Origin of the sequence: Enterovirga sp., from assembly GCF_035325185.1 — a bacterium.
Taxonomy (GTDB): domain Bacteria; phylum Pseudomonadota; class Alphaproteobacteria; order Rhizobiales; family Beijerinckiaceae; genus Enterovirga.
Window position 1 is genome coordinate 1 of record NZ_DAOLAJ010000004.1, and the last position, 14,836, is coordinate 14,836.

General features: G+C 70.3%; 11 protein-coding genes. 4 read left to right on the forward strand and 7 right to left on the reverse strand.

Features of this window, described 5'->3' with window-relative positions; all coding sequences use genetic code 11:
* The coding region (lepA, locus tag PKD06_RS01405) for a translation elongation factor 4 (protein ID WP_324376997.1) at positions 1-1,492 on the reverse strand (1,492 nt) is incomplete at its 3' end.
* Positions 1,493-1,707: 215 nt separating this feature from the next.
* Positions 1,708-3,624: a propionyl-CoA synthetase gene (locus PKD06_RS01410; RefSeq protein WP_324377000.1), complete on the reverse strand. Its 1,917-nt coding sequence runs from the start codon at positions 3,622-3,624 to the stop codon at positions 1,708-1,710.
* A 186-nt stretch (positions 3,625-3,810) separates the two neighbouring features.
* On the opposite strand from PKD06_RS01410, the gene PKD06_RS01415 reads away from it, so the two are divergent.
* Positions 3,811-4,131, forward strand: coding sequence for a hypothetical protein (locus PKD06_RS01415; RefSeq protein WP_324377002.1), 321 nt, complete (start codon positions 3,811-3,813; stop codon positions 4,129-4,131).
* A 24-nt stretch (positions 4,132-4,155) separates the two neighbouring features.
* Here PKD06_RS01415 and PKD06_RS01420 read toward each other — a convergent pair whose 3' ends face one another.
* The 5 genes from PKD06_RS01420 to PKD06_RS01440 all read right to left on the reverse strand — a co-directional run bounded on the left by PKD06_RS01420 (position 4,156) and on the right by PKD06_RS01440 (position 12,445).
* Positions 4,156-4,896, reverse strand: a complete 741-nt coding sequence (locus PKD06_RS01420) for a class I SAM-dependent methyltransferase (protein WP_324377004.1) — start codon at positions 4,894-4,896, stop codon at positions 4,156-4,158.
* Positions 4,897-4,990: 94 nt separating this feature from the next.
* Entirely contained in the window at positions 4,991-8,161 is a 3,171-nt protein-coding gene (locus tag PKD06_RS01425; protein WP_324377006.1) for an efflux RND transporter permease subunit, read from the reverse strand.
* Positions 8,158-9,579: an efflux RND transporter periplasmic adaptor subunit gene (locus tag PKD06_RS01430; RefSeq protein WP_324377008.1), complete on the reverse strand. Its 1,422-nt coding sequence runs from the start codon at positions 9,577-9,579 to the stop codon at positions 8,158-8,160. Before PKD06_RS01430 ends, PKD06_RS01425 begins: the two co-directional genes overlap by 4 nt.
* Positions 9,576-11,009 (reverse strand): efflux transporter outer membrane subunit, encoded by a 1,434-nt coding sequence (locus PKD06_RS01435; protein WP_324377010.1) that lies wholly within the window; start codon positions 11,007-11,009, stop codon positions 9,576-9,578. The genes PKD06_RS01430 and PKD06_RS01435 overlap by 4 nt, the downstream gene beginning before the upstream one ends.
* A 191-nt stretch (positions 11,010-11,200) precedes the next feature.
* Positions 11,201-12,445, reverse strand: coding sequence for a M20 family metallo-hydrolase (locus tag PKD06_RS01440; RefSeq protein WP_324377012.1), 1,245 nt, complete (start codon positions 12,443-12,445; stop codon positions 11,201-11,203).
* Positions 12,446-12,550: 105 nt separating this feature from the next.
* Here PKD06_RS01440 and PKD06_RS01445 point away from each other — a divergent pair, with 105 nt between their 5' ends.
* The 3 genes from PKD06_RS01445 to trxA all read left to right on the forward strand — a co-directional run bounded on the left by PKD06_RS01445 (position 12,551) and on the right by trxA (position 14,820).
* A complete protein-coding gene (locus PKD06_RS01445; RefSeq protein WP_324377014.1) occupies positions 12,551-13,681 on the forward strand; it encodes an AI-2E family transporter in 1,131 nt (376 codons plus the stop codon).
* A gap of 36 nt (positions 13,682-13,717) precedes the next feature.
* Positions 13,718-14,383 (forward strand): hypothetical protein, encoded by a 666-nt coding sequence (locus PKD06_RS01450; protein WP_324377016.1) that lies wholly within the window; start codon positions 13,718-13,720, stop codon positions 14,381-14,383.
* A 104-nt stretch (positions 14,384-14,487) separates the two neighbouring features.
* On the forward strand, positions 14,488-14,820 hold the full coding sequence (gene trxA / locus PKD06_RS01455; RefSeq protein WP_324377018.1) for a thioredoxin: 333 nt from the start codon (positions 14,488-14,490) through the stop codon (positions 14,818-14,820).
* Positions 14,821-14,836: the final 16 nt, after the last annotated feature.

Here is a 14,836-nt window from a genome sequence, read left to right on the forward strand (position 1 = left end):
CGACCGGCTCGGCATTGACGAGGATCTGCATCTTCACGAGGTCGCCCTCGCGGTAGTCGGTGAGCTGGTAGTCGAAGGAGGCGTAGCCCTTCGAGATCGATTTCAGCCGGTCGTAGAAGTCGAACACCACCTCGTTGAGCGGCAGGTCGTAGACGACCATGGCACGCTTGCCGACATAGTTGAGGTCGACCTGGATGCCGCGCCGGTCCTGGCAGAGCTTGAGGATGCCGCCGAGGTAATCGTCGGGCGTGAGGATCGTGGCCCTGATCCAGGGCTCCTCGATGGTCTCGATCCGCATCACGTCCGGCATGTCGGCCGGGTTGTGCAGTTCCTTCATCGTGCCGTCGCGCATGTTGAGGTGGTAGACGACGGAGGGCGCGGTCGAGATCAGGTCGAGGTTGAATTCGCGCTCGAGGCGCTCCTGCACGATCTCGAGATGGAGCAGCCCGAGGAAGCCGCAGCGGAAGCCGAAGCCGAGCGCGGCGCTGGTCTCCATCTCGTAGGTGAAGCTGGCGTCGTTCAGGCGCAGCCTGCCCATGGCGGCGCGCAGGTTCTCGAACTCGGCCGCGTCCACGGGGAAGAGGCCGCAGAAGACCACCGGCTGGACGGGCTTGAAGCCCGGCAGCATCGCGGCGGTCGGCCGCTTGTCCTCCGTGATGGTGTCGCCGACGGCGGTATCGGCCACCTCCTTGATGGAGGCGGTCAGGAACCCGACCTCGCCGGGCCCCAAAGCCGCGACGTCCAGCATCTTCGGCCGGAACACGCCGACCTTGTCGACGCCGTAGACCGCGCCCGTGCCCATCATGCGGATGGTCATGCCCTTTCGGAGCATCCCGTCCACGATGCGCACCAGAACGACCACGCCGAGATAGGCATCGTACCAGGAATCGACGAGGAGGGCCTTGAGGGGCGCCGTCTCGTCACCCTTCGGCGGGGGCAGGCGGGTGACGATGGCCTCCAGCACGAGGTCGATGCCGAGGCCGGTCTTGGCGGAGATCGGCACGGCCTCGGAGGCGTCGAGCCCGATCACGTCCTCGATCTGCTGCTTGACCCGCTCGGGCTCGGCCGCCGGCAGGTCGATCTTGTTGAGGACGGGCACGATCTCATGGCCCGCATCGAGGGCCTGGTAGACGTTGGCGAGGGTCTGCGCCTCGACGCCCTGGGAGGCGTCGACCACGAGGAGCGAGCCCTCGCAGGCCGCGAGCGAGCGCGAGACTTCATAGGCGAAATCCACGTGGCCGGGCGTGTCCATGAGGTTCAGGACATAATCCTGGCCGTCCCGGGCGCGGTATTCGAGGCGCACGGTCTGCGCCTTGATGGTGATGCCGCGCTCCTTCTCGATCTCCATGTTGTCGAGGACCTGCTCGGTCATCTCGCGCGCGGAGAGGGCGCCCGTCTCCTGGATCAGGCGATCGGCGAGGGTGGACTTGCCGTGGTCGATATGCGCCACGATGGAGAAGTTGCGGATCTTGTCGATCGAATGGGTGGTCATCGGGAATCCGCGCGGAGCCGGTGAGCTTTGCGCTCAGGCGGGACACGCTGTGAAGGGATAAGGCGCAGATAGCAGCCGGAAGGGGCGGCGGGAAGGGGCGGGAAGGCGCAGCGCCCCCTCCCCCCTTCCACAAACACATCTGGCGGCTTCCACCGCGCCAACCCTCCCCGCCAGCGGGGAGAGGAGCGCCCGGCGCAGGAACCCGCGCCCCGTCCTCACTCCGGCAGGCCGCGCGCCTTCAGCACCACCGTGATCTCCTCGAACACGGTCGGGTCCTCGATCGTGGCCGGCATGGTCCAGTCGTCGCCGTCGGCGATCTTCTTCATCGTGCCGCGCAGGATCTTGCCGGAGCGCGTCTTCGGCAGCTTGCCGACCGCGATCGCGAGCTTGAAGGCGGCGACCGGCCCGATCTTGTCGCGCACATGGCGCACCAGCTCGCCCTCGACCTTGGCGACCTCGCTTTCGCTCCCGGCCTTGAGCACGACGAAGCCCGCCGGCACCTCGCCCTTCAGCGCGTCCTTGACGCCGATCACGGCGCATTCGGCCACGGCCGGATGGGAAGCCAGCACCTCCTCCATCGACCCGGTCGAGAGGCGGTGTCCGGCGACGTTGATGACGTCGTCCGTCCGCCCCATCACGAAGACGTAGCCGTCCGCGTCGATGAAGCCCGCATCCGAGGTCGTATAGTAGCCGGGGAAGGTCGAGAGATAGCTCTCCTTGAAGCGGGCGTCGTCGCGCCACAGGGTCGGCAGGTTGCCGGGAGGCAGGGGCAATTTGATCGCGAGCGTGCCCATCTGGCCCGCCGGCACGGGCTTGCCGCCCTCGTCGAGCACTTCGAGGATGTAGCCGGGCATCGGCACCGTGGGCGAGCCGTGCTTGATCGGCAGGAGGCCGAGCCCGAACGGGTTGCCGCAGATGGCCCAGCCCGTCTCCGTCTGCCACCAATGGTCGATCACCGGGATGCCGAAGGTCCGCTCCGCCCAGGCGACCGTGTCGGGATCGGCCCGCTCGCCGGCCAGGAACAAGGCCCGGAACCGCGACAGGTCGTGCGCCTTCACGAAGGCCCCCTCGGGATCCTCCTTGCGGATGGCCCGGAGCGCCGTCGGCGCCGTGAAGAGCGTCACGACGCGGTATTCCTCGCAGATGCGCCAAAAGGTGCCGGCATCCGGCGTGCCGACCGGCTTGCCCTCGAAGAGAACGGTCGTCGCGCCGCAGATCAGCGGCGCGTAGACGATGTAGGAATGGCCGACGACCCAGCCGATATCCGAGGCCGTCCAGAACACCTCGCCCGGCCGGATGCCATAGAGATTGGCCAGCGACCAGGCGAGCGCCACCATGTGGCCGCCCGTGTCGCGGATGACCCCCTTCGGCCGGCCCGTCGTGCCCGAGGTATAGAGGATATAGGCCGGGTCGGTCGCCTGGACGGGCACGCAATCGGCACAGACGCCTCGGGACGCCGCATCCCGCACGGCCGCGGCCCAGTCGCGGTCCCGGCCCTCCTGGAGGCTCGCCGCGGCCTGGGGCCGCTGGAAGATCAGGCAAGCTTCGGGCTTGTGCGCCGAAATCCCGATGGCCTCGTCGAGGAGGGGCTTGTAGGCGACGATGCGGTTCGGCTCGAGCCCGCAGGAGGCGGCGAGGATGAGCTTCGGCTCGGCATCCTCGATCCGCGCCGCGAGTTCGCGCGCGGCGAAGCCGCCGAACACCACCGAATGGACCGCGCCGAGGCGCGCGCAGGCCAGCATGCCGACGAGGGCCTGCGGGATCATCGGCATGTAGATGAGGACGCGGTCTCCCTTCGAGACGCCCATCTCGGCCATCAGCCCGGCCAGGACACGGACCTCGTCCAGCATCTCGGCATAGGTGATGCGCCGCTTCTCGCCCGTGACCGGGCTGTCGTAGAGGATCGCGGCCTGGTCTCCCCGGCCGCCCGCGACGTGGCGGTCGAGCGCGTTGTGGCAGGTATTGCAGACGGCGTCCGGGAACCAGCGGCCGTAGATGCCGAGGGAGCCGTCGAAGGCACGGCTGGGCGGCGAGATCCAGTCGATCGCCCTGGCGGCGTCGAGCCAGAACCTCTCCGGGTCGCGGCGGGCCGCCTCATAAGCCTCGCGATAGCCGCCGACGGTCGTGCTCATTCCGCTCCTCCCTGTTTCCGCGCCTCTAGGTGCCGCGCCGGAGCGAAGGAGGCAAGCATTCGTCACGCATCCCACACCAGACCTTGGACTGAGACGTCTCTCACTTCTATGGGACGGGGTGACAATCGGCGGCGGAACCGGCAGAACTTTTGCGGCGCGCCGGAGTTGACGCGGAGCAAGTCGCAGTTGACCATGCAAGACGACGATCGAACGCCCCCCGGCACGAAGCTGCCCCGCGATGTCCAGGAGCATCTGGGGCGCCGCCTGCGCAACGAGCTTCAGATCGAGGCGGGAAAGCCCTCCTTCCTGGGAGAGCCGACCGTTCCCCCGCAATTCGAGTCGCTGGTTCGCAAGCTCGAGGCCGGGCAGCAGCAAGGCGAGCGGGAGGGCTACGAGGCCGTGAAGCGCGCGATCCTCGGCGAGCCCCCGCCCGATCCGCAGGCCGCCCCGCCCCGTCCATCCACCGCCCCGTCCCCGCGGCCGCGCATCCCGAAGAGATCGGGATAGGAGATTTCCGGAAAGCCGGCGGCCTCAGTCCCGCGGTTTCTCCAGCACGCAGATCGCCTGGCCCAGCATGCCTTGGCCGGACAGCACTTCTCCCCCTTCGAGCCGGACGGGCTCCTTCAGGGGCACGAAGGGGTCGGCACCGTCGCGGATCTCGACCACGGGCAGGTTCAGCCTCTGGCTCCAGCACCGGATCACCGCCCGTTCGATGAAGACGTTCAAGGGGTGGACGTTCGGCCCTCGCGTATCGTCGAGGGTCGTCTCGAAGACCGCCCAGTGGCTCGGATCGGCGAATTCCAGGAACGAGAACACGATCCGCCCGCCCGGCTTCAGCACCCGCCGCGCCTCCTCCAGGTAGAGGTAGCTGTGCTCGTGCAGGACATGGGTCAGGACGGAAAAGAAGCAGACCATGTCCGCCGATTCGTCCGCGGCGGGAATCCTCACATGGTCGACCGCCTCGAAGCGCCAGTCGGGCCGGCCGCATCGGGCCCGCGCGTAATCGAGCAGTTCCTCGACGAGATCGGTGCCGAGATATCCGCCCCGATGCTCGCGCGACAGCGGAATGGCGAGTCGGCCGGAACCGCAGCCGACATCGACCAGGTCCTGATGGGGCTCGAGGCCGTAGAAGCGCAGCATCTCGCATTCGATGATGCCGAAAGCCTCGAACTCTCCGCCGATCGCGGTCTGCAGCGGCTCCGGGAGACCCGGATGCTTGCTGAGGAGACCGACGAAGCGCGAATAGGTCTCCTTGAGATTCAGCTTCGACACGATCCTCTCCGGCGGGGCGGGGGGCCTCGGCCCTTGCCATTTCGCTGCGTCGCAGCTTCGCTCCCCGGCGGGTGCGGAGCGCGGGGAATGTCCTCTATCCCGCCGGGCCGCCGAACGGCAACTCGGGCTGCAATTCCTCGCGCGCCTTCCCGCCCGCCCAGCGCCGGCGCAGGCCCTCGAAGCCGAGATAGATCACGGGCGTCGTGTAGAGGGTGATGAGCTGGCTCAGCAGCAGCCCGCCGATGATGGTGATGCCGAGCGGGACGCGCAATTCGTGGCCGGGCCCGTGCCCGATGGCGAGCGGCACGGCCCCGAGAAGGGCCGCGAGCGTCGTCATCATGATCGGCCGGAAGCGCAGCCGGCAGGCGCGCACGATCGCCTCCAGCGGCTCGAGCCCATCCTGGCGCTCGGCCGCGAGGGCGAAGTCGATCATCATGATGGCGTTCTTCTTCACGATCCCCATCAGGAGGATGATGCCGATCAGCGCGACGATGGAGAGGTCCTGCCCGAAGGCCATCAGGGCGAGGAGCGCGCCCACCCCCGCCGAGGGCAGGGTCGAGAGGATCGTGAGCGGGTGGATGAAGCTCTCGTAGAGCATGCCCAGCACGATGTAGATCGTCACCGCGGCGGCGAGGATCAGCCAGGGCTGGCCGGCCAGCGCCCGCTGGAACTCCGCCGCGTCGCCCGAGAAGGAGGCGGTGATCGAGCTCGGCACACCGAGCTCGCGCTCGATCCGCGCGATCGATTCGACGGCCGTGCCGATGGCCGAGCCCGGCGCCACGTCGAAGGAGATGGTCGCGGCCGGGAACTGCTCCTGGTGGGCGATGGCGAGGGGCGCCGTGGTCCGCTCCAGCCGCACGAAGGTCGAGAGCGGGATCTGGGGCACGCGCGCGCCCTGGACGGTGGTCGGCGTCGCCCCATTGGCCGAGAGCGCGACCTGGAGGCTCGCGGGCAGGTAGAGCTTGGTCAGGACGTCGGGGCTCGACTGGTAGTGCGGCGCCGCCTCCAGGATGACCCTGAACTGGTTCGACTGGCCGTAGATCGTCGAGATCTGGCGCTGGCCGAAGGCGTCGCTGAGAATGTCCGTCACGGACTGGATCGTGATGCCGAGGCGGCCCGCGGTCTCGCGGTCGACGATCAGGTTCGCCCGCAGCCCGCCCTCCTGCGTCTCGAGGGCGACGTTGCGCAGGGCGGGGTCCTCGCGGAGCGCCTGGGCGAGGCGCGCGGCCCAGGCCGAGACCTCGGCGGCATCGGAGCCGGAGAGCGTGTACTGGTATTGCGAGCGGCTCGCGCGCGTCGCGATGCGGATATCCGGCACCACCTGGACATAGAGCGTGACGCCGGGGATGGCGGCGGCCGCCGCGCGCAGGCGCTCGCCGATCTCCCCCGCCGAGGCGCGGCGGCGGTCGAGCGGCTTCAGCACCGCGGTCAGCCGCGCGACGTTGGGCGTCGGGTTGAGGGCGCCGACGCCGACCGCCGCCATCACCGAGGCGACGTCGGGATCGCGCCGCGCGAGCGCCGAGACCTCCTCCTGGAGGCGCAGCATCTCGGCGAAGGAGCTGTCGGGGGCCGCCTCGACGGTGATGGTGAGCAGGCCCGTATCCTGGTCGGGCAGGAAGCCCTTCGGGATGACGAGATAGAGCCAGCCCGTGAGCGCGAGGGTCCCCGCCGTCACGAGCAGCATCAGGGCCGGGCGCCGGAGCGCCCAGAGCAGGCTCGCGTCGTAGGCGCGGCTCATCCAGGAGATCGGGGCCTCCGCCATGCGCTGCCAGCGGCTCTCGGCCTGCGGGCGGCGCAGCAGGACGGCGCACATCATTGGCGTCAAGGTGAGCGAGATCACCGCCGAGACGACCACCGCGATGGTCAGGGTGAGGGCGAATTCCCGGAACATGCGGCCGACGAGGCCCGTCATGAACAGGAGCGGGATGAAGACCGCGATCAGCGAGACGGTGAGCGAGATGACGGTGAAGCCGATCTCGCGCGCCCCCGAGAGGGCGGCCTCGAAGGGCCGCTCGCCCTCCTCGATCTTGCGCACGATGTTCTCGATCATGACGATGGCGTCGTCCACGACGAAGCCCGTGCCGATGGTCAGTGCCATGAGGGAGAGGTTGTCGAGGCTGAATCCGGCGAGCCACATCACCCCGAAGGTGGCGACGATCGAGAGCGGCAGCGCGACCCCGGCGATGATCGTCGCCCGCACGGTGCGCAGGAAGAGCAGCACCACCAGCACCACCAGCACGCAGGACAGGACCAGCGTGAGCTGCACCTCGTGGATGGAGGCGCGGATGGTCTCGGTGCGGTCCTGCACGAGGCGCAGCTCGACGCCGGCCGGCATGGCCTGGGAGAGGCGCGGCAGCTGGGTGCGGATGCGGTCGACGGTCTCGACCACGTTGGCGCCGGGCTGGCGCTGGACGTCGAGGATGACGGCGACGTCGGCGCCGAACCGTCCCGCAACCCGCGCATCCTCCAGCCCGTCGACGATGACGGCGACGTCCTTCAGCAGGATGGGCGCCGCGTTGCGATAGGCGACGGTGAGCTGGCGGTATTCTTCGACGGCCGCGAGCTGGTCGTTGGCGGCGATCGTATAGGACTGGGTGGGGCCGTCGAGCGCGCCCTTGGGGCCGGCGACGTTCGCGGCCGCGATGGCGCTGCGCAGGTCTTCCAGGCTCAGCCCGTAGGCGGCGAGGCGGGCGAGGTCGGCCTGGATGCGGATCGCGGGCCGCACGCCGCCCTGGATCGTGACCGCGCCGACGCCGGAGACCTCGGCGAGACGCTGGGCGATGAACGTGTCGGCGAGGTCCGACAGCTCGCGGAGCGACACCGTCGAGGAGGTCAGGGCCAGCGAGACGATGGCGGCATCGGCCGGGTTCACCTTGTTGTAGGTCGGCGGAAAGGGCAGCGTGCGCGGCAGGGTCGAGCCGGCCGCGTTGATCGCCGACTGGACGTCCTGGGCGGCCGAATCGATGTCGCGGTCCAGCTCGAATTGCAGCGTCACCTGCGACAGGCCGAAGCTCGAATTCGACGACATGCCGGCGAGGGCCGGGATCTGGCCGAATTGCCGCTCGAGCGGCGCGGTGATGGTCGAGGCGACGGTGTCCGGGTTCGCGCCGGGCAGGCGCGTCGTCACCTGGATCGTCGGGAAATCGACCTGCGGCAGGCTTGCCACCGGCAGCTTCAGATAGCCCAGCACCCCGCAGATCAGGATGGCGACGGCGAGAAGCGAGGTCGCGATCGGCCGCCGGATGAAGGGCGAGGAAACGCTCACGGCCGCGCCGCGCCTCCGGCAGAGGATCCGCCCCCGGCGGGGGGCCCGCTGCCTGCGGAGGGTCCGCTCCCAGCGGAGGGTCCGCTCCCAGCGGGGCCGACGCGCCGGGGCTCGCGCCCTCCTCCCCCTTCGCGTGAGCGGAAGGGGCGCTCATGCGCGGGCCGGGGTCCCGCCGCCGGGGCCGGGCTCTCCGCCGGGGGCGTCGCGGCGGGAGCCGGCGCGCCCACGGCCGGCTTGCCGGGCTTCGGGGCCTCCCCAGCCTCGGCGACCGTGACCTGCGCGCCGTCGGTGAGGCGCGCGAAGCCGGTCGTGACGACGGGCTCGGGCGGCGTGACGCCGGAGGCGAGGACGGTGATATCCTCGGTCTGCCGCGTGATCGCGACCGGCCTCAGCACCGCCTTCCCCCCCTGGACCACATAAACGAAGGGGCCGTTGGGACCACGCTGGACCGCGCCGGTCGGCACGACCACGACCTGCTTCAGGATGTCCGTCCGCAAGCGGACATTGACGAAACCGCCGGGCCAGAGCGGCAGCTTCTCGTTGGGAAAGACCGCCTTCAGCTTGACGGTCCCGGTCTGCTGGTCGACCTGGTTGTCGACCACCTCCAGCCGGCCGCGATCGATCACCGTGCGGTTGTCGGCCTCCAGCGCCTCGACCGGCACCTCGCCGCGCGCCATCGCCGCCGTGACGGCGCGCAGGTTCTGCTGGGGCAGGTTGAAGACGAGGGCGATGGGCCGCAACTGGGTGATGACCACGATGCCGGTGGCGTCGCTCGCATGGATCAGGTTGCCCTGGTCGACGAGGCGGATGCCGAGCCGCCCGTCCAGCGGCGCGCGGATGGTCGTGTAGTCGAGATAGGCTCGCGCATTGTCGATCGCGGCCTGGTCGGCCTGGACCTGGGCCTGGAGCTGGGCGACGAGCGCCTTCTGCGTGTCGGCCTGCTGGCGCGAGCCGGCATTGGTCGTGGCGAGGGCGACGTAGCGCTGGAGGTCGAGGCGCGCATTGGCCAGCGTCGCCTCGTCCTGCGCCTTCTTGGCGACCGCCTGATCGTATTGCGCCTGGTAGACGGCCGGGTCGATCCGCGCCAGGAGGTCGCCGCGCTTGACGTCCTGCCCCTCCTTGAAGGCCAGCTCGACGAGCCGGCCGTCCACCTGCGAGCGGATCGTGACGGTGTTGAGCGCCTGGACCGTGCCGACCGCGTCCAGGGTCACGGGCACGTCGGCGATGCGCGCGGGCTCCGCCAGGACGGAGGTCGGCCCCTCGGCGCCGCCGCGCCGCCCGCCGCCTCCGCGCCGGGGCGGACGGCCGTCGCCCTGGGCCACCCCGGGACTCGGGGGCGCGGAGGTCTCGCGCCAGACGAAGACGGCCGCCCCGGCCACGAGGAGGGTCAGGACCAGATAGCGGACCGCGCGCCTCATCTTGCGTCGGCCCCGATGGGGAGCGTCAGCCTGTCGACCCCTGTCGCGACGGGATCGGAGCGCGCCTGGGTGAAGCCGCCGCCGAGCGCCTGGTACAGCGAGACGGAGGCGTTGAAGCGCTGGAGCTTCGCCAGCGCCAGGTTGTCCTGGGCGCTGAACAGGGTCGTCTGCACGGTGAACAGGGTGACGACGTCGATCGTGCCTTCCTTCAGGCGCGCCTCGCTGAGATCGAGCGCCTTGCGGGAAGCGACGACCGAATCGCGCTGGCGCGCCTCCAGCTCCGCGCTCTGGCGCACGGCGACCAGCGCGTTCTCGACATCCGTGAGGCTCTGCACGATGGCCTTCTTGTAGATCGCCGCGAGTTCGGCGGTCCGTCCGCGCTCGAAATCGAGCTGGCCCTTGAGGGCGGCGCCGTCGAAGATCGGCTGGGTCAGGCCCGCGGCCACCGAATAGATGGCCGTATGCGGTCCGAACAGGCTGCGCAGGGCGGCGCTCTGGACACCGCCCGAGCCCGTGAGCTGGATCGTCGGGAAGAAGGCCGCGCGGGCGGAGGCGACCGAGGCCTCGGCCGAGGCGAGGTTCGCCTCCGCCGAGGCGATGTCGGGGCGGCGCAGGAGGAGGGCGGCCGGCAGGCCGGGGCGGGGCGCGGGAAGGCGCAGCCGGTCGAGGCTGCCGCCCTTGACCGAGAGGCTCTGCGGCGGGCGCCCGACGAGGAGGGCGAGCGTGTTGCGGTTCTGCTGCACCGCCTGGACGAGCGGGGGAATGCGCGCCTTCTGCTGCGCGACCACGCTTTCCTGCTGGGCGGTGTCGAGGGCGGTGCCCGTCCCGACGGAGAGCCGGCTTTGCAGGGCCTCGAGCACGCGGGTCGCGATGCGGACATTCTCCTCGGCGATCCGCAGGCGGTCCTGGGACGAGGCGAGGGCGAAATAGGTGTTGGCGACCGAGGCCATGGTGGCGAGCGCGACGGTGTCGCGATCGAACCTGGCGCCCCGCGCCGTTTCGTCGGCCGCGCGGGCCGCGTAGCGGTTCTTGCCGAAGAGATCCAACTCGTAGGAGGCGGTCAGGCCGAGGCCGACCCGGTTGGAGATGAGAGGGCCGGCGCCCGATTGCGTCTGCGTGCGGGAGGCGTCGGCCGTCCCGCCGAGGAAGGGGAACAGGGCCGCGCTGGCGACGACGGCCTGTGCCTCGGCCTCGTTGATGCGGGCGATGGCGGCCTCGATGTCGAAATTCTGGCCGAGCGCGCCCGCGACGAGCGCATTCAGCTCGGCCGAGCCGAATCCCGTCACCCAGTCGGGCCGAGGCGCCGGCGCAGGCACGGCCCCGCCCGCCTTGTAGGCGGCCGGAATCGGCACTCCCGTGTCGGGCGGGGTCAGGTCGCAGGCGGTGAGCGCCAAGGCCGCCGTGCCTGCGAGCAGGATGCGCAGCGGCACGGGGTGCCGGCGGAATATGAAGCGGGGCGGTTTCGGCATCAACGCAAGGGCCCGGACCGGACGGGTCCAGGGACCGAACCGTCTCATCGCAAACCCGGCCGATTTTACGGACCGGACCCACGGCTGAGAAGAGGCGGCGCCGTCACATGAAGAAGAATTAATCGTCCAGCCCGGCCCTCTCGCCGGCCCCGCTATCGCGCGCTCCCCTCCAGCGTGGCGTCGAAGGCGAGCACGGCATTCAGGAGAACCTGCGCGCCGGCGGCGCATTGGGCGGGCGTGCTCTCCTCGGCCTCGTTGTGGCTGATGCCCTCGCGGCAGGGCACGAAGATCATGGTCGTGGGCGCGACCTTCGCGACATAGACGGCGTCGTGGCCGGCGCCCGAGGCGATGTCGCGATGCGGCAGGCCCAGCCGTTCGGCAGCCTCCCGCACATGGCCGATCAGCCTCTCGTCGAAATGGACGGCGGGCGAGACCCAGATCCGCTCCAGCTCGAAATCGAGCTTTCCCTGCACGGCGGCGAGCCGCCCGCGCAGGTCCTCCTCCATGCAAGCGAGGGTCGAATCGAGGGGATGGCGCAGGTCGACGGTCAGGAAGACCTCGCCGGGCACGACATTCGTCGAGCCGGGGCGGCATTCCAGGATGCCGACCGTGCCGACCCCGTCCGGGCCGTGGGCCAGCGCGACCTCCTCGACCGCCAGGACGGCCCGGGCCGCCCCGGCCAGCGCGTCCCGCCGGTTCCGCATGGGCGTCGCCCCCGCATGGGCGTCGGCGCCCCGGATGGTCAGCTCGAACCAGCGGATCGCCTGCACGCCGGTGACGACGCCGATCGTCTTGCCCTCGGCCTCGAGGATCGGCCCCTGCTCGATATGCAGCTCGAACATGGCCGAGAAGGGCCTGCCGCCGACCGGCGCCTCGCCCCGATAGCCGATCGCCTCGATCGCCTCGGCGAAGCTCGCCCCGTCCCGGTCGCGCCGCGAGAGGACGTAATCCTCGGTGAAGACGCCGGCAAAGGCGCCCGAGGCCATCATGGCGGGGGTGAAGCGGGCGCCCTCCTCGTTGGTCCAGTTGATCACCTCCAGCGGCGCATTGGTCTCGTAGCCGATCGCATGCAGGCTGCGCAAAGCCTCGAGGCCCGCCAGGACGCCGAGCACGCCGTCGAACTTGCCCCCGGTCGGCTGGGTGTCGAGATGCGAGCCCATGCAGATCGGCGGCAGGCCCGGATTGCGGCCCTCGCGGCGCGCGAACATGTTGCCGATCCGGTCGACGGTGACCGTGCAGCCGGCCTCCTCGCAGGCGGCCTTGAACCAGTCGCGCACGCGCCGGTCCTCGTCGGACAAAGTGAGCCGCCGGATGCCGCCCTTCGCGGTCGCGCCGATCGCGGCCGTCTCCATGAGCGTGCCCCACAGCCGCTCGCCGTCGATGGTCACGTTGGTCATGCCCGCCATCCGCCGAAAACCGCTCGCCATCCTCGCCGCCGATTGCTAGCGGGTTTCGCGTCAGGTGTCTTGGTCCCTGTCCTCTCTCCGGCGCGGAGGCTTTCGATGCCGATGATCGATCCACAGGCCGGCCCCCGAACCGTGGACGAGGGCACGAGCATCGCTCAGCAGCGGACGGGAATCGTCCTCGGGCTCCTGCTCCTGCTCGCGGGGCTCTGGACCATCCACACCTTCCTGCCGGCCCTCGGCTGGGCCGCGATTCTCGCGGTCGCGACCTGGCCTCTCTACGTGCGCCTGCGGCGCGCCTTCCCGCCGCGCGGCCACGACATCCTCTGGCCCGCCCTCGCGACGCTCGCCGTCGCGCTGCTCTTCCTGATCCCGCTCGGCATCGCCGTGGTCCAGCTCGCGCGCGAGGCCCGGGTCGTGATCGCCCTGGTCGAGGAGGCGCGCCGCTCGGGCCTCGCCCCGCCGGACTGGCTCGCGAACCTGCCCCTCGTCGGACCGGCCGCGACGGCTTGGTGGGCGCAGAACCTCTCCAGCGGCACGGCGGCCTCGGGCCTGATCGAGCGCCTGAACCACGGCGCGCTGGCCGATCTGAGCCGCTCCTTCGGCGGGCAGATCCTGCACAGGAGCGTCATTTTCGGCTTCACGATCCTGACGCTGTTCTTCCTCTACCGGGACGGCGAATGGCTCGCGCGCGAGTTGCTGCGGGCGAGCCACCGCGCCGTCGGCCCCCACGGCGAGCGCGTCGGGCGGCAGATGGTCGCCTCCATCCACGGCACGGTGGACGGGCTCGTGCTGGTCGGCCTCGGCGAAGGCGTCCTGATCGGCATCGCCTATTGGCTCGGCGGGGTGCCGCACCCGACGCTGTTCGCGGCCGCGACGGCCATCGCCGCCATGATTCCCATCGGGGCCGCGATCGTCTTCTGCGCCGCCGCGCTCATCGTCCTGGCCCAGGGTTCCCTGGGAGCCGCCGTCGCCATCGTGGCGACGGGCACGGTCGTGGTCTTCCTGGCCGACCACGCCGTGCGGCCCGCCCTGATCGGCGGGGCCACCAAGCTGCCCTTCATCTGGGTGCTGCTCGGAATCCTCGGCGGCGTCGAGACCTTCGGCCTCCTCGGCCTGTTCCTGGGCCCGGCGCTGATGGCGGTGATCCACCTCCTCTGGCGGGATTGGACGAAAACGGAGAACGACGCTCCCCCGCCCGCGGAACGAAACCTCCCCCCCGCGCGTTGAGCCTTGCCCCATGGAACGCCAGCGCCGGGGAAGGTCATGCGAATCGGCAGCCGCGACGCGGCCCCGCCATCAATCGGGATCGCAGGAAGGCAGCCGCGAAAGCGGCTTGCCGTTCTCGGTGGCGCCCTCCTGATCTGCGCCGCGGCTTTCGCCGGAGCGACACCCGCGGCCGCCTTCCTCGAATTCCTCTTCGGAGGAGGCCAGGCGCCGAGCCCGGCACCCACCTACTCGGTGCCGTATTCCCGCTCTCCCCTCGACATCTCGGTCCGCCCCAAGCGCGGGGCTCACGGCCACGCGGAGCGCCCTCGCCATCACAAGCGCGAGTTGGGCCGCCGCAGCGCCCCCGGCCGTGGCGAAGCCAGGCATGCGGTCGGCGAGCAGCCCGACGGAAAATCCAGAACGGCCGGCCGCCAGCGGAGCATTGATCCCGAGAAACATCCCGACTGGTTCCTCATCGATCCCAATATCCGCCGCGGGGACATTCTCGTCCTCAAGAGCGGCCCTGTGGTCTATCTGGGCGATTCCCACGGCGCGCGGACGCGGTCCCGGGAGGATTTCGTCTCGCTCGGCCAGAGCCGCACCTTGTCGAGATCCGGGCTGCGGGACATCCGCATGAGGGTCTCGGGGGTCTGGACCCCGCCCGAGGAGGGCGCGGCGGCCGAGCCGGCGGCCGGGAAGCGCCAGCGCCGGGCGCACCGCTGAACGCCAGGCTCCGTACACCCCGGAAAGAGGGTCGCTTCCTTGACCCCGCATCGCGGCGTTCCTACCTTCGCGCTTCGCATTGCGGACCCGCAAAGGAACGTTCCATGGCAACCGTGAAGGTCACCGATCAGAGCTTCGAGACCGACGTCCTCAATTCCAAGGAGCCCGTCGTCGTCGATTTCTGGGCCGAGTGGTGCGGGCCGTGCCGCATGATCGGACCTGCCCTGGAGGAGATTTCCGCCGAGATGGCCGGGCGGGTGAAGATCGCCAAGATCAATATCGACGAGAACCCGAAGATCGCCGCCAAGCTCGGCATCCGCTCGATCCCGACGCTCTTCATCTACCGGGACGGCCAGAAGGTCGACCAGATGGTCGGCGCCAAGCCCAAGGGCGACCTCGCCCGCTGGATCTCCAAGAGCGCGGGCGCCGCGGCCTAGGGACGCCGGGAGCCCC